The sequence below is a fragment of the Streptomyces pseudoechinosporeus genome (assembly GCF_054783935.1).
Genome location: NZ_BAAGPS010000004.1, coordinates 62602 through 77304 on the forward strand (window position 1 = coordinate 62602; position 14703 = coordinate 77304).

Consider the following 14703-nt stretch of genomic DNA (forward strand, 5'->3'; position numbering starts at 1 on the left):
CAGGGGGTGCGGCGGGGGCGGAGGGTTTCGGGCTGGGGGGTGGGACGAAGCTGGCGGTGGTGCGCACCGGGCGGGACAGCGTGATCGCCTTCGAGGCGCGGGGGCCGGTGGGGAACGACGGGGAGATCTGTGCACAGGGGGTGCTCGTCTATCGCGTACGCAGCGAGACCGTGTCCGGAGACGGACCGATCGAGGTCCTCGACGCACACCCGGACACCGCGGCCTGCTGGAAGGACTCGGTCTACCCACCGCTCGCGGACGCACCGGTCGGGCTCGGGGAGAGCTTCACGGTGCCGGGGGAGGACGTACGGGTCGAGGTGGAGGACCGTAGGGCTTCGGGGGCGTGGACGGTGACGGTCTCGACGGGCGGGTGAGCTTTCGCGCTTACGGTCACATCGACTCGCGTCGGGGTTGTGGGTGGCGGAGCCCCCACAACGCGCGGCGAAGCCGCGCAAAAACAACGATGGCGAGGAGGTTCGCGCTTTCCGCGAACACGCCTCGCCATCGCCAACGTGCGCCGCCAGGGACTCGAACCCCGGACCCGCTGATTAAGAGTCAGCTGCTCTAACCAACTGAGCTAGCGGCGCCTGCTGACGTCGTAGACCTTAGCACCCGGGTCGGCGGGAGGAAAAATCGATATCCGGGCCGCCCGAGCTGCGCGTACGGCCGCCCAGAGCAGGACCTCCGGGCCCGGCAGCCAAGGGCTGCGGGTGTCGGGGGCGACGAGCCAGCGGGCGGGTGTGGGCAGGGGCGCGGGGGTGGGCGCTGTGCTCGCGGGTGGGATCGTCACCGCATCGCCCCTGCCGTGGCAGAGCAGTGGCGGGATCGCTCGGCAGCGGCCCGTACCGCCGTCGGAGCCCCACTCCTCCCACTTCAGGAGCGCGGGCAGGCGCTGCGCGGTGCCCGGGGTCGCGAACAGGAGCATCCGCCCCCGGTACGCGGCCACCGGTCCCGAACCCGGCCCCTCGCCCCACAGCCGGTCCAGCATGCGGCGGCCGAAGATCGCGGGGGCGTTGACGACGTCGAAGGCGGAGCCGCAGGGCAGGACCGCCGGTGTGGTGGGCCGGTCGTTCCGTACGGCGAGGGCGGTGTGCTTGTGGCTTTGTGCGGACGCGAGCCAGGCGGCTCCGTCCGAGGTGAGGGTGAGTGCACCTTGCGCGACGGTACGGCGTTCGCTGGGCGCGACGGTGCCTGCCGGATTCCTTGTGCTGCTCATGCCGCTCATGGCGCATAGGTCTACTGGCGGTGAGGGCGCGGTTTCGGGCGGTCGCCGGAAATCGGGACAGGAGGGGTGCGGGTGGGGTAGCTTGCCCGCCCGGCATATGCCGCAAGGTCTTTTCGCCGGTTCAGGTCATGGTCGCCGGCTCAGGTCAGGTCGCCGATTCCGTGCCCGAGTCCCTTGCCGTTCGTCCCGCTGAGCAGTTCCTTGCCGAACTCGACCATTCTCTTCGCGTAGTCCTCGGTCCACTCCGCCCGCTCGGCGATATCGGCCGCGGTGAGCCGGTCGAACCTGCGGGGGTCGGCGAGCTGCGCGGCGGCGATCGCCTGGAACTCGACGGCACGGTCGGTGGCCGCGCGGAACGCGAGCGTCAGCTCCGTCGCACGGTCCAGCAGCGCCCGTGGATCGTCGATCGACTCCAGATCGAAGAAATGCTCCGGATCGGAGGCGGCCTCCGCGGGCTCGAACAGCAGGGGCGCGGGGCGGAGCCGCGGCTCGTTCCGACGCGGCGTTTGCTCCGCCATGACTTCTCCTCCTCGTACGGTGGACGACCCGTCCGTGTGGGTGGGCCACCGTCCATTGTCCCTTGACCGCGCAAGTGGGCCTCTGGCCGCGCAAGTGGAGCCTCAGGACCGGCTCACGCGCAGTCGGTCACTCTCCGAGCTGCTACTACTACGGCTGCCATGGCACCCGGTGTTCCGACAAGTGGGACAGCACCGCGTGGTTCGCCTCCCAGCCGTCAGGGAATTTGATCGTGACTCCGAGCTGGACCGGTTCCGTGGAGGGGTGGTCGTCCAGGAGGTCGGGCACCCCGGCGCGGCTGATGACGATGCAGGCGTGGCGGTGGCGGGAGGCGAGGACGCAGAGGCGGCCCGTTTCCAGGTGGAAGGCCGTGGCGTCGGGGCGGCCCGACAAGGGGTGCAGGACGACCGTCACGTCGTATTCGCGGCCCTGGAGGCGGTTCGCCGTGTCGACGGTCACGTCCCCTGCGCCCAGCTCCGCAAGCGCCGAGCGCACCGCTGCCGCCTGGTCGCGGTGGGCCGTGCCGACGGCGATGCGGTCGGCGGTGAGGGGGGTGGGGTCGGGGGAGCGTTCGGACGTGGCCGCGCCGCCTCGGTCCAGGAGGCGGCGTACGACCTGGGCGAGTGCTCGTACCGCCTCGGGGTCCGTACGCGGCGTGTGCCGGGCCGGGAGTTCCAGCAGGCCCCAGCCCGTCTCGGCCGCCTCGTCGATGACGCGGTCGGGGCCCGAACCGTCCGACGGGATCGCGAAGTCCAGCCGCCGGTCGTCGTGGTCCGTGCCGCTGCGAAACGGGGTGTACGGGTAGAACGCCGCCGAGACCAGCGGCGCCGCCGACGCCGGGAGCCGCCAGGAGACGGGGAGACGGTGCTGGGGCAGCTCCGGGTTGTGGGCGAGCAGCGTTGTCACGGCCGAGGCGGACGGGTCGTACGACAGGCCCGCCCACTGCTCCGAGCCGACGATCGCGAACGGGTCCAGCTGGCCCGGGTCGCCCACGAACAGCGCCCGCTCGAAGAGGCCGGCGACGGCGAGCAGCGCGTCCGAGCGCATCTGGTACGCCTCGTCGACGATCGCGTGCCGCCAGGGCTCGACGCCCTTGACGTGGGCCCACTTGGCGGCCGTGGAGATGACGACGTCGAGCCCGGCGAGGTCTCCGGCCTTCGCGGACTTTCGGACGTTCGGGAGGCCGTCGAGCGCCTTGTCGTACGGGTCCGCGTCGCTGCTGTGCAGGCGGCCGACGGGCAGCTCGGGGTTCTTCTCGGCGAGCCGCAGGACCAGGTCGTCGACCTGCGCGTTGGTCTGCGCGATGACCATCAACGGGCGCCCGGCGTCGGCCAGTTCGAGCGCGGCCCGGACGACGAGCGTGGACTTGCCGGCGCCGGGCGGGGAGTCGACGACGACTCCGCGTGCGGTGCCGTCGAGGGTGTCGGCGAGGATCGCGTCGGTGGCGCGGGCTGCCTCGGCGCCGGGGTCAAAGGCGGCTTCTTGGGTGCGATTCGTCACTGAGAGTGCCGTCCGCATGGCAGATGGTAGTATCGCCGCGTGCTGAGCGAGAACCAAGCCAGCACAGCAACCTCCAGTCTCTGGGGAAACCGGGCTGGTTCCAACCCGGCTGGTGCTGATCGCGGAAGACTCGGTCGCTCGCTGAGCGATCGAGTGGCGTGAGCCAGGAATCCCGCTCGTTCGCGAGAGGGAGGGTTCAAAGCACATCCTCCTCGGTCACCGGGTCGGCCGGCGGATCCGTCGCCTCACCCGGTGGGCCGCCGTGCGTCCAGGGTGTGTCCTCCGGGTCGGGCAGCTTGGCGCCGCCCCGCTGCTCGTGCTCGAAGAGCGTGAAGCAGACGAGGTCGCCCTTCTCGGGGACGGAGCCGGTCTCGGGTTCCTTGCCGCGGCCCATCTTGTCGACGATGCGCAGGACAATCACGGCGCCGTCCTCCTCGTATGCCCCCTCGACGTACTCCGCCGCCTGTGGTTTTCCGCCGAGCGAGCGGTAGACCTTGGCGCGCTCGGCGAGATGCGGCCGGTCGTCCGTGCGGACCGTCACGAGGGGGCGCGGGCTGGGGCGCTTGCTCTCGCTGTACGCCATGACGACGTCCGTGACCTCGCCCGCGAAGGCCTCGCCCGCGAGCCGGCGTCCGGCCATGACGAGCGGGTCGTCGAGGGCCTCCTGTGCTTCGAGCCGGGCCTGTTCGCGCTCGCGCGTGGCGAGCTTGTTCGCCGCGGTGACCGCGTCGTCGCGGCGCGGCTGCGGGGGTTCGCCGGCGAGGACGCGGTCCCGGTGGCCGGTGAACGACCAGCGGTCGCGGGTCCAGCGGTCGGTGGCGTGGGTGCCCTCGGGCAGGGTGCGCAGCAGGTCGAGGCCGCGCCACACCGCGTCCCAGGTGGGGCGGGTGCGGCTCTCGACGAGGTCGCGGATCTGGCGCTCGGCGGCGGTGAGCTCACCGAGCCGGTCGTCGGCCTGCAGTCCGTCCTCGGCGGCGGCGAGTGCCGTACGCGCGCGGTCGTAGCGTTCGATGGCGGGGGCGAGCAGCTTGTTGTCGAACGCCGGGTCGGTGGCGGGTCCGGCGGGCGGGCACAGGAGCTGCCCCTTGGCGTCGCGCTGGAGCTCGGCGTGCAGGGCGGCCTCGGCTCCGGACGACGCCCGGTGGGGGTCCCCCCGCTCATGGGGGTCCCCCCGCTCGAGCGAAGTCGAGAGTGGGGGAGGGTCGATCCAGGCGAGCAGCGCGCCGAGGTGCTGGTCCTCCAGGCTGCTCTGGCCGGTGGCCCAGTGCCGCGACAGTACGTCCGTGAGGGCGAGCAGCAGCGAGGAGCCGGGCACCCGGGCCCGCTCCCCGAAGTGCGTGAGCCAGCGTCCGAGCAGCGGTACATGCGGGGGTGCCGGATGGGGTGCCTCCGGGTCCTGCTCGGCGGTACGGCGAAAGCGCATGGAGCGCCCGAGCAGCCGTACGAACTCGATACCGGCCCGGCTCGGCACGATCAACTGCGGTGCATCCGCGCACAGTTCGACCTCGACCTTGACCCGCTTCCCGGTCTCCGGATCGGTCTCGGTGCGCTCGGCGGCCTCGACGTCCTCGCCGTACGAGTCGATGTACGGCAGCACGACAGCGGCCAGCTCGGCGAGGAACGCGAACCGGAGGTCCCTGTCCCGCGGCTGCGGCACGACGAGCAGCCGCGGCGCGTCGCGGTCGGTTCCGACCAGCGCGCCCAGCGGTGCCCCGGCCTCACCGGCGGTGGTGAGCGGCACGAAGACGAGCGGGCGCCCGGAGAGGTGGCGGTGCCGGACGGTGGCGAGGGGCTGGGCCCGGCCGGTGTCGACGGCTTCGAGGCGGGCGAGGGTGGCGATCAGTGACATGAAGCCCCCTCGGGGGCGGGCGACCGGCTTCCCAGCGCTTCTGCCCGCAGCTGAGCCGCTCTCCGGAGCGCGGCGACCGCCGGGTCCGCCGGATCCCCGGCCTTTCCGCGCGCCGCGTCCAGTACGTCGCCGACGCTCGTCAGGCCTCCCAACTCCGCCCGCAGGGAGCGCCCCAGGGACGTCACCGCGCCCTCCGCGCGGGAGCGGTCGCGGCAGTGGAAGGCGAGTTCGCAGGCGGAGAGGCACTCGGGGGCGTACGTGGCGGGGACCGACTCGACCGCCGCCGTCAGGTCGGGGGTGGGGAGGTCGGGGGCGAAGCAGGTGCCCTCCGGGAGGGCGGCGGCGATGTCCTCGATGCGGGTGAGGCGGTCCAGCTGGCGGCGGGTCACGGAGCGCTGCTTGCGGACGTCCACGGCGGAGGCGGCGGGGAGGTTCGAGAAGTCCTTCGGGCAGACCAGGAGCACCGAGTGCCGTACCTCGGGCGCGGGGGTGAGCCGGTCCGCGACCCGCTCCAGCGCCAGTACGTACACCGCCGCCTGCCGTGCCGCCGCGCCCACCTTCGCCGCGTCCGCCGAACCGTCCAGCATCGGGAAGGACTTGATCTCGACGACCGTCCAGCTTCCGTCGGGATGCACCACCACCGCGTCCGGCTCCAGGAAGGCGGGGGAGCCCGCGACGTCCAGGGCGAGCATGGGGTGGTCGAGCAGCGTCCAGGCGCCGGCCTCGGTGGCCTCGCGCAACGCCAGCGCCGTACGGGCCGCACGTCCCTCGGGGCCCACGGCCGCCAGGTCCGGAACGAGACCGGCCACGGGCGGCTCCGCCCCGGCGTCCAGCTTCTCGTGCACAAGCCGCAGCAGCTCCGCGCCCCCGTCGGCCTTGACCCGTGCCTCGAAGGCATTGCCCCGCATGAACGCGAACTGTGACTGCCCGAAGGCCGACGGCGAGCCGAGCGCGCTCGCCAGCGCCGCCTTGTTCACCCCCGCCCCGTCGAGGATGGCGCGCCGCTTGCAGCCGGGGTTCGCGGCGAGCGCCGCCAGCGCCCGCGCGTCCAGCGGCTGCGGCGGGACCGCCGGACCGCGCAGCTCAGCGAGCCGGTGCCGGAGCCTCGTCCCCCGCGCCGGCGGGACTTGGTTCGGGACCGGCTCCCTGCTCGGCGCCGGGACCACGGCTGGCACTGACCTTGCGCTGTCCGGGAAGTCGCTCACCCGGGGAAGTCTGGCATCCGCCACTGACAATTGAGGAACCTGTGCCCCGCGAGCCCATTGTGACTGATGCCGGGACCGGAGCCTTGACGGGCGTCGAGCCGGAACTGACCGGTGTCGAGCCCGACTTGACCGGTGCCCAGCCCGAGGCTGGACGCCATATCCAGAGCCGCTCCCGAGCCCTGTCCGCCAGCCGCAGCACCGGCCGGGTCAGCAGCAGTCCGACACCCATCACGGCGGCGCCCGCGACCGCGTCGAGGAAGTAGTGGTTGGCGGTGCCCATCACCACGATCGTGGTGATCAAGGGATACGCGACCCCCGCGACCTTCGTGAGCCGCGTGCCGCCGTACCGCCACAGCATGACCCCGCACCACAGCGCCCAGCCGACGTGCAGGCTCGGCATCGCCGCGTACTGGTTGGTCATGCCGCCAAGGCCCCGTGGCGCGCTCGCCTCGCCGCCCCACCAGCCGTAGTCGCTGTACTGGGCCATCGTGTCGACGAAGCCGTGCCCCGCGGACAGCAGCCGGGGCGGGCAGGTGGGCAGCAGCGTGAAGCCGATCAGGCCGATGAACGTGGAGGTCATCAGCCAGGTGCGGGCCGCCCTGTAGCGCACGGTCCGCGACCGGAAAACCCATACCAGGATGGCGGGCGTGACCATGTAGTGCAGCGACGCGTACCAGAAGTCGGCGGGTATGCCGAGCCAGGGCTCGCGGGTGAAGAGGCGGTTCAGCGGGTGCTCGGCGTTGAGGTAGAAGACCTTCTCGATGCGCAGGATCGCCAGGCCGTGGTCCACGGCGGTGGTCACGTCCCCGCGCGCGAGCAGCCGGCCGGCCGAGTACACGGCGTACACCAGGAGGATCAGCGGCAGCTCCGCCCACCAGCGGGGCCGGGCGCGCGATACCGCCTCGGTGCCCGGTACGTCGGTCCGCCGCATCCGATCGCCCTCCCCCTTCTCTCCCCGTGGCCGATGCGCCACGCCCCAAAGGTCCAACCTATGTGAACGCCTGAACGGGGCGCCTCGGTCCTCCAAGACGCTGAGATCGCCCAGTGGGTTGCCCCGAAGCAGCCTGGGCGATGATGGAGCGATTCACCAGTGGGTTATTTCTGATCCATCCCTGATCCATCCGGAGGCCGAACTCATGGCACCGCGCATCCTGCTGGCCCGGCACGGCCAGACCGAATGGTCGCTGGCCGGCAAGCACACCGGCAGGACCGACATTCCTCTCCTGGAGGAGGGCAGGCGCGGCGCCAAGCTGCTCGGCGAGCGCCTGCACCGGGCACCGTTCGGCGGGCTCCCCGGAGTCGAGGTGCGTACGAGTCCGCTGGCACGCGCGCGTGAGACATGCGAACTCGCCGGGTTCGGCGACCGGGCGACCGTCTGGGACACGCTCATGGAGTGGGACTACGGCGCGTACGAGGGCCTGACACCCGCCGAGATCCAGGCGGGGCGGCCCGGCTGGCTGATCTGGCGCGACGGGGTGCCGCGGGGCGAGACCCTCACCGAGGTCTCCGCGCGCGCGGACGAGGTGGTGGCGTGGGCGCGCTCCGCCGACCGCGATGTGCTCGTCTTCGCGCACGGCCACATGCTGCGCTCCATAGGCGCCCGCTGGCTCGGCCTGGACCTGGACTTCGCGGCCCGGATCCGCCTCAACCCGACGTCCCTGTCGGTGCTCGGCTGGGCCTACTCGGAGCCCGCGATCGAGACGTGGAACGACTGTGGGCACCTGACCGTGACGTAGGCGTAGGAGTCGTCACGGTCAGGTGCCCACGTAAAGCACCCTCGGAGCATCGGAGCGCGTAAACCGTCTGCCCTATGTCGTCCCCGCCGCATGTCGCCCCCGCGCCATACCGCCGCTGCCCTATGCCGTTCGCGCCAGCGCCGCATGCCGCTCCAGGAAGTCCGACACCCCTGTCGCGCGGCGATGCGGCAGCAGCACCCGGGCCGTGCCCGCGAGCATCGTCTGGACCCGGGAGGACTGCACCTCCTCCAAGAGGTCCAGTACGCGCAGTCCTGCCGTGGCGGCCTCGTCGGGGTGGCCGGCGCGGGCCAGGTCGTCGGCGAGTTCGGCGGTGTAGAGGGCGATGTTGCGCGTGAAGTGGGGGTCCTGGAGGCGGGCCGCGCGCCGGGCGTGGTGGGCCGCGCGCGGCCAGTCGCCGAGCGTCGACCAGCACTGGGCCTCCAGGCCCGCCAGTTCGGCCGCTCCGTAGAAGCTCATCCACTCCGGATCGGCGTCGCAGGGCCCGCGGTCGTACAGGGCGTGGGCGCGGGCGAGCGCCTGCTCGCAGCCGGTGCGGTCGGCGAGCCCGGCCCAGCCGCCCGCCTCGCGCAGCGTGAGCAGCGACAGGAGCCGGGACGAACCCAGTGGCCGCGCGGCGCGCTGCGCGGCCTGCGCCGACCGCACCGCCTCGCGCGGGCGGCCCGCGTCGCGCGCCAGGAAGGACGTGTTGCAGAAGGCGTGTGCCTCCAGGGCAGGGTCGCCGGCCACCCGGGCGGTGGCGAGGGCTTCCGCGTAGTGCGAGCGCGCATCGCCGAAGCGCCCCGAGTCGTGTGCCAACCAGCCCACGGAGATGGCCAGTTCACCTGCCCCCGCGTGCAGTCGTTCGGCGGTCGCCCGCCGGGTCGCGCCCGCGTCCAGCAGTGCGTACGCGGACCGCAGCGGAGCCGCCGCCCTCCGGTACAGCCCGTCGGCGCCGTGCCGGTCGTCGAGCAGCCGGATCTGCCGTACGGCTTCTTCGAGCGCGCCCGCCTCGGCCTCGCCGACCCGGTGTACGGGACGGTCGGCGGCGAGGGCGGGGCCGCCGAACGCGAGGCCCAGGTGGCCCAGGGAGGCGGCCGCCACGGTGGCGGTGCCTCCGGTCATGAATGCGCGACGCTGCACGTCGCTCTCCTCGTGGTTCTGATCGTGGTACTCGTGCGGGTCTTGCGGGTTGTACGGGTCTTGCGTGCCGCACGTGTCTTGCTCTTGAGCGTCCTGCGTTTCATACGGCTCGTGCGCCCCATCCGTCTCATGCGGGGCGTACGTCAGGTTCGTGGTGCGCGAGGGGAGCGCCTCGTCCACTCCGCGCGCCCCGCGTCCGCGTACCGATGAGCGGGGCGCGAACCCCAGGTCGGTCAGCGACCGGCCGGGGAACATATGCAGGAACACCCGCTCGTACGCGTAGTTCGGGCAGCGGATCTCCCCCGCCTCGACGCGCCCCACATAGCGCGCGTCGCAGCTCACCCGCTCCCCGATCTCCCGCGCGGCCCGTCGCACCGCCGCGGCGAACTCGCCCGGCGAGCGCTGCCCGCGCAGCTCCCGGAAGGCGAGGTTCGGCCGCGGTGGCCGAGGTGACTGGGACGACGAGGTCGTCGTTGACGACGCCATGGCCGGGCCCTCTCTCGCGAACCGTCGAACCATGCCGGAACCAGGGCGAGTTGATCACGTCCCACTTCGGGTCGATCGCGTCCCCGCTCGGGCTTCCGGCGGGCAAGAACGTACCCGCTGTGACGAGCCCACCACGCGAGGTTTGACTACAAACCGGATATCTCATCCGTGATCTGCCATGAACTGCCATCCTTTGCGGCTGAGTTGCGCCGTAGCCGTTGACGTCCGGGGGCGTTGAACCATGTGGTGACTTCGATCGAGGAGGGTTCCATGACGGAGGCCGGAATGGAGACCAGGCAGAGCATCGATCCCCCTGCGCCGCTCCCGATGGCGGCCCCGCCCGGCGGTGAGGGGCCGGAGGACCCCTGTGACCTCGTCACCGTCCCGACGCGGCAGGGCCTGGAGGCCGTCGACATCCTGCGTCGGGGCGCCTCGGAGGCCGTGGGTCCCGTCCTGCACGACGACAGCTGCGACACCCTCGGCTTCCTGGTGCCGCCGGGTACGGCGGATGCCTGGGACGTGCCGGGCAGCACCTGCACGCAGACCGACGGCCGGGGTATCAGCCTCATCACCGAGGCCGCCGCCTGCGAGGACGCCGGGTCCGGTGAGCCGCCCGTCGAGGGCTCCGGCTGGCTCCTGCCGCCGGAGGAGTCCGAGCTCGCCACCGATCCGGTCGTGCTGCGCGCGGCGCTGGACGAGGCGGCTCGCTTGATCGAGGCGGCCGATAACTGCCGCTAGGTGCGGCAGGCGACGGCCGGTTCTTACGTGCGGGTTCGTTGTGGCTGGTCGTTCCCCCACTCTCGAACAGGCTCGAGCGGGGGGACCCCCATCGCGGCGGAGCCGCACATTGACACAGCCCCGCGCCCCTTCGGGGCGCACCCCCCGATAATGGCCTGATGGCAAGGGCGAAGGCGAAGCCGAGGACCAAGCGGTCAGGTGACCGGCGGGTGGCACCCCAACCCGTCGTCGCCACCGTCGACGGCGGGCTCGCCGAGCTGATGCCCGACCGGGACCGGGCGCGTGCCTGGACGCTGCTCATCGACGGCGCCCCGCAGTCGCACGTGGACCTCGACGACCCGGCGTATCTGAAGTTCGAGTACCAGCGCCGCCTCGGCCATGTCATCGACCTCGCCGCCCCGCCCGGCAAGCCCGTGCACGCCGTGCACCTCGGCGGCGGCGCCCTCACCCTCGCCCGCTACGTCGCCGCCACCCGCCCCCGCTCCACCCAGCAGGCCGTCGAACGCGACGCCGCCCTCGTCCAACTGGTCCGCCGCGAGCTGCCGTTGGACCCGAACGCCCGCATCCGCGTACGTTCGGTCGACGCCCGCGAAGGGCTCGCCAGGGTGCCGGACGGCTGGGCGGACCTGGTCATCGCGGACGTGTTCAGCGGGGCGCGTACGCCCGCGCATCTGACTTCCACCGAGTTCCTCGACGACGTCCGCAGGGTCGTCAAGGCGGGCGGCCTCTACGCGGCCAACCTCGCCGACGGCCCGCCGCTGGCCCACCTGCGCGGGCAGATCGCCACGGCAGCGGGCGTCTTCCCGGAGCTCGCCCTGGTCGCCGACCCGGCCGTACTACGCGGCAAACGCTTCGGCAACGCGGTCCTCGTCGCCTCCGGCCGCCCACTCCCGATCGCCGAACTGACCCGCCGCGCCGCCTCGGACCCACACCCCGCGAGGGTCGAACACGGCAGAACGCTGACCGACTTCACCGGGGGCGCCACGGCGGTGACGGACGCGGCGGCGGTGGCCTCACCGGCGCCGCCGCCGTCGGTGTTCGGCTAGCGGGGGCGGACTCTCACGAAGAATGCGGCACGTCAGTCTTCGTCCGCACTGGACAGAGCTTCGGTGATCATGCGTGTGGCGAAGTCGGGGTCGTCGGTGATGCGGTTGATGTGCTCCGCGAGCAGGAAGGTCGTGGCTTCCAGGGGAGTCATCTCCTCCTCGGTCCAGTCTCCGTACTGTTTGCGCCACAGGTTGGGGCTCAGGCCGGTGCCCGCGGCGATGACCAGGCCGGCCATGGTGGGGATGGTCTCGGGGGGAACACTCTTGGGCATCATGCGCATCGTGGCCACGAGGGTGGGCACCACGTACTCGATGACGTCCTTGTCGTGGTCCTCGTGGGCCTTCCGCAGCCACGTCATGAACATGTAAATGAGCGTGCACGCGCCGTCCAGCAGCTCATCGACTCCCGTAGGGCCCAAGGAAGCGGTGAACTGGTCGATCAGCGCCTGATGTTCGGGGTCGGTCTCGGTCTTGCCGTCGTGGATGCCTTTGAGCCGAGAGTCGATCATCATGAGCGCTGCGCCCACATCGCCGACGGGAGCGTGCTGGGGGCCGTAGAGCGATGACACAGGATTCCTCCTCAAGTGGCTGCGATGGGCAGCGCGGCGTGTTCGTACAGTAGTCGGCCGATGAGACGGGGGCCGGTGGTTTATCACCATTTACGGCGACGGGGTGGTGGGTGGTGCGCACCCAGGGGCTTACTCGTTCGATGCACCGCACCCGTGGGGGAAGCCGACCACACCGGGCCGGCTCACCCCCGCCGGACGTTTCGGAACCTCCACCGGGTGCGGACTGTCGGTGCGGTGGTGTGTGATCAGGGATATGGCGATTGCGTTGGGTGAGCCGGGAGTCGACCGGCTGAGCCAGGCTGTGGGCGTGCTGTGGGAGTGGCAGTACGACGGGGCGCCGATGCAACTGCATCCGGGGGACCTGGGCTGGTTCTGGCGGTTCGGTGCGGAGGCGACGGCCGCGGCGGTCCGGACGTGGAGCCGGGACGGACAGATTCTCGCCGTCGGGCTGCTGGACGGCCCCGAGCTGTTGCGGCTGACGATCGCGCCAGACGCTCAGCGGGACGAGGAGCTGGCGCAGCAGCTGGTCGAGGACGTGACCGAGCCGGAGCGTGGCGTACTGCCCGAGGGGAAGGTGAACATCGAGGCGCCGATGGGCGCACTGATCCAAGATCTGCTGTTCGAGGACGGCTGGAACGCCGACGAGCCGTGGACGCCGCTGCGCCGCGACCTCACGGGGCCGGTGAAGGACCCGGGCGTGCGGATCGAGGTGATCGGGCCGGAGCAGGCGCACGTGCGGGCCGCCGTACAGCAGGCGTCGTTCGACGGGTCGACGTTCACGGACGAGCGCTGGCACGCGATGGCGGCCGGATTGCCGTACGCCGACGCCCGGTGTCTGGTCGCGTATGACGACCAGGGCGACGCGGTGGCGGCGGTGACGGTGTGGTCGGCCGGTCCGGGCAGGCCCGGGTTGCTCGAGCCGATGGGCGTGCACCGGGAACATCGCGGTCACGGCTACGGCGAGGCGATCACCGTCGCCGCGGCGGCCGCCCTCCAGGAGCTGGGCTCGTCGAGCGCGATCGTCTGCACCCCGAGCCTCAATGTCGGCGCCGTCGCCACCTACAAGTCAGCCGGCTTCCAGCAACTCCCCGAGATCCGGGACCAGTACCGGGACGCCGAGAGCCTGTCGCTGTGATCTCGGAAATCGAGGGCCGGGGCTGTCTGGCGGCCGTTTGGGATCGGCCGTGATCGCTGACCCGTCTCCGCCGGCGCAGGTGGGGCTCAGTGGCTGAGATTTCCTGACTTCAGTGCATGCAGCAGGCCCGCGAGGGGTGTTATGCGCCAACCGCACCTTTCGAGGCCGTGATTCACTGCTTCTGGCGAGGATGCCCCGGCGTTCACGCCGGGGAGGAATCGCCTCCTGTGGCTGCGACGCGGGGCGTCGCCGTGTCTGCTCGCTGCCCGGCGCGGAGCGTTCGCACGGCTGCCCGACCGAGCCGGGGAATGCGAACAACTGCCCTGCGGGTCACCGGTTGTGGTGATCGTCGTGCGAATGGCGACCGTGTGCGCGGTGGTCGCACTACGGTCCGATGTCGTGAAGCTGGTGGTGCAGGTGAAACTGCTGCCGACGCCCGAGCAGGCGTCGGCACTGGAGGCGACCCTGCATGCCTGCAACCGGGCCGCCACCTACGCCTCGCAGGTTGCCTTCGCCCAGGACCTCAAGGACCGCAACGGCCTGCAGAAGGAGGTGTACACGGACCTGAAGGCGACGTTCGGCCTGTCCGCGCAGCCGACGGTACGGGTCGTGAAGAAGGTCGTCGACGCCTACGCGACCCTGAAGGCCAACCTGCGGGCCGGGAACCTGGGCCCCTCCACCTCCAAGCGGCACCGCAAGGCAGTCAGCACGCCGATCGTGTTCCGTCCGGAGGCGGCCCAGCCGTTCGACGACCGCTGCCTGTCCTGGCAGTACGACGCCCGCACCGTCTCCATCTGGACCGTGGAGGGGCGGATGAAGGGGATCCGCTTCGCCTGCTCGCCCGACCAGCTCAAGACCCTCGTAGCGCACCGCCGGGGCGAGAGCGACCTCGTCCAGCGCGGCGGAAAGTGGTTCCTCATTGCCACCTGCGACATTCCCGAGCCGGACGTGTACGAGCCGGTCGACTGGATCGGTGTGGACCGGGGCATCGTGAACCTGGCCACCACCTCCGACGGCACCAACTACCAGGGACGCCGGCTTTCCCGCTACCGGCGTTGGCAGGCCCGCACACGCGCCGAACTCCAGGCCAGGCAGACCCGCTCGGCCACCCGCCGTCTCGCTCGCCGTGCACAGAAGGAGCGCCGTCATGCCACCCATGTGAACCACAAGATCAGCAAGGAGATCGTGTCCGTCGCGCAACGCACCGGTCGCGGGATCGCCGTCGAGGAACTCGGCGGGATTCGCGAGCGGGTACGGCTACGCCGCGACCAGCGGGGCACGCTCTCCTCCTGGCCTTTCCACCAGCTCGGACAGCACCTCGCCTACAAAGCCAAAAGGGCTGGGGTGCCATTTGTGGAGGTGGACGCGGCCTATACCTCGCAGCGCTGTCCGCGGTGCGGGCACACCGAGCGGGCCAACCGGCCCGACCGGGACCATTTCTGCTGTCGTCGGTGCGGGCTCGCTGGTCCGGCCGATGTCGTCGCCGGGGTCAACGTGCGTGATCGCGCACGCTCGGCGTGGGTATTTGTCACCATGCCCGTCCCGCTACCGGCATAGC

13 protein-coding genes, 1 tRNA gene and 1 pseudogene are annotated in these 14703 nt (G+C 71.6%); 6 read left to right on the forward strand and 9 right to left on the reverse strand.

Features of this window, described 5'->3' with window-relative positions; genetic code table 11:
• A pseudogene (locus tag ACYVO6_RS04880) lies at nucleotides 1–374 on the forward strand (M6 family metalloprotease domain-containing protein); the annotation flags it as partial.
• A gap of 139 nt (nucleotides 375–513) precedes the next feature.
• Here ACYVO6_RS04880 and ACYVO6_RS04885 read toward each other — a convergent pair.
• The 7 genes from ACYVO6_RS04885 to ACYVO6_RS04915 form a co-directional block, all read right to left on the reverse strand.
• A tRNA-Lys gene (locus ACYVO6_RS04885) sits at nucleotides 514–587 on the reverse strand.
• A complete protein-coding gene (locus tag ACYVO6_RS04890; protein WP_461057600.1) occupies nucleotides 578–1216 on the reverse strand; it encodes a hypothetical protein in 639 nt (212 codons plus the stop codon). Before ACYVO6_RS04890 ends, ACYVO6_RS04885 begins: the two co-directional genes overlap by 10 nt.
• A gap of 149 nt (nucleotides 1217–1365) precedes the next feature.
• Nucleotides 1366–1743, reverse strand: a complete 378-nt coding sequence (locus tag ACYVO6_RS04895; protein WP_461057602.1) for a hypothetical protein — start codon at nucleotides 1741–1743, stop codon at nucleotides 1366–1368.
• Nucleotides 1744–1891: 148 nt separating this feature from the next.
• On the reverse strand, nucleotides 1892–3241 hold the full coding sequence (locus tag ACYVO6_RS04900; protein ID WP_461057604.1) for an AAA domain-containing protein: 1350 nt from the start codon (nucleotides 3239–3241) through the stop codon (nucleotides 1892–1894).
• A 196-nt stretch (nucleotides 3242–3437) separates the two neighbouring features.
• Complete coding sequence (locus ACYVO6_RS04905) at nucleotides 3438–5090, reverse strand: hypothetical protein (RefSeq protein WP_461057606.1); 1653 nt, start codon at nucleotides 5088–5090, stop codon at nucleotides 3438–3440.
• Nucleotides 5081–6256 carry a hypothetical protein gene (locus tag ACYVO6_RS04910; RefSeq protein WP_461057608.1) on the reverse strand — a complete coding sequence of 392 codons (1176 nt, stop codon included), beginning with the start codon at nucleotides 6254–6256 and terminating at the stop codon, nucleotides 5081–5083. Before ACYVO6_RS04910 ends, ACYVO6_RS04905 begins: the two co-directional genes overlap by 10 nt.
• Nucleotides 6174–7226: a phosphatase PAP2 family protein gene (locus ACYVO6_RS04915; protein ID WP_461057610.1), complete on the reverse strand. Its 1053-nt coding sequence runs from the start codon at nucleotides 7224–7226 to the stop codon at nucleotides 6174–6176. Before ACYVO6_RS04915 ends, ACYVO6_RS04910 begins: the two co-directional genes overlap by 83 nt.
• A gap of 205 nt (nucleotides 7227–7431) precedes the next feature.
• Here ACYVO6_RS04915 and ACYVO6_RS04920 point away from each other — a divergent pair, with 205 nt between their 5' ends.
• Nucleotides 7432–8031, forward strand: a complete 600-nt coding sequence (locus ACYVO6_RS04920) for a histidine phosphatase family protein (RefSeq protein ID WP_461057612.1) — start codon at nucleotides 7432–7434, stop codon at nucleotides 8029–8031.
• A 120-nt stretch (nucleotides 8032–8151) separates the two neighbouring features.
• Here the strand turns inward: ACYVO6_RS04920 and ACYVO6_RS04925 are convergent, their stop codons facing one another.
• Nucleotides 8152–9657 (reverse strand): hypothetical protein, encoded by a 1506-nt coding sequence (locus ACYVO6_RS04925; protein ID WP_461057614.1) that lies wholly within the window; start codon nucleotides 9655–9657, stop codon nucleotides 8152–8154.
• A gap of 270 nt (nucleotides 9658–9927) precedes the next feature.
• On the opposite strand from ACYVO6_RS04925, the gene ACYVO6_RS04930 reads away from it, so the two are divergent.
• Both ACYVO6_RS04930 and ACYVO6_RS04935 read left to right on the forward strand, forming a co-directional pair.
• A complete protein-coding gene (locus ACYVO6_RS04930; RefSeq protein ID WP_461057616.1) occupies nucleotides 9928–10395 on the forward strand; it encodes a hypothetical protein in 468 nt (155 codons plus the stop codon).
• 158 nt (nucleotides 10396–10553) lie between these two features.
• Nucleotides 10554–11441, forward strand: a complete 888-nt coding sequence (locus tag ACYVO6_RS04935; RefSeq protein WP_461057618.1) for a spermidine synthase — start codon at nucleotides 10554–10556, stop codon at nucleotides 11439–11441.
• Between the two features lie 32 nt (nucleotides 11442–11473).
• On the opposite strand, the gene ACYVO6_RS04940 is transcribed toward ACYVO6_RS04935, so the two are convergent.
• A complete protein-coding gene (locus tag ACYVO6_RS04940; RefSeq protein WP_461057620.1) occupies nucleotides 11474–12010 on the reverse strand; it encodes a hypothetical protein in 537 nt (178 codons plus the stop codon).
• A gap of 253 nt (nucleotides 12011–12263) precedes the next feature.
• On the opposite strand from ACYVO6_RS04940, the gene ACYVO6_RS04945 reads away from it, so the two are divergent.
• Nucleotides 12264–13145 carry a GNAT family N-acetyltransferase gene (locus ACYVO6_RS04945; RefSeq protein ID WP_461057622.1) on the forward strand — a complete coding sequence of 294 codons (882 nt, stop codon included), beginning with the start codon at nucleotides 12264–12266 and terminating at the stop codon, nucleotides 13143–13145.
• Between the two features lie 357 nt (nucleotides 13146–13502).
• Nucleotides 13503–14702, forward strand: coding sequence for an RNA-guided endonuclease InsQ/TnpB family protein (locus ACYVO6_RS04950; RefSeq protein ID WP_461057624.1), 1200 nt, complete (start codon nucleotides 13503–13505; stop codon nucleotides 14700–14702).
• The last annotated feature ends 1 nt before the right edge of the window (nucleotide 14703 follow it).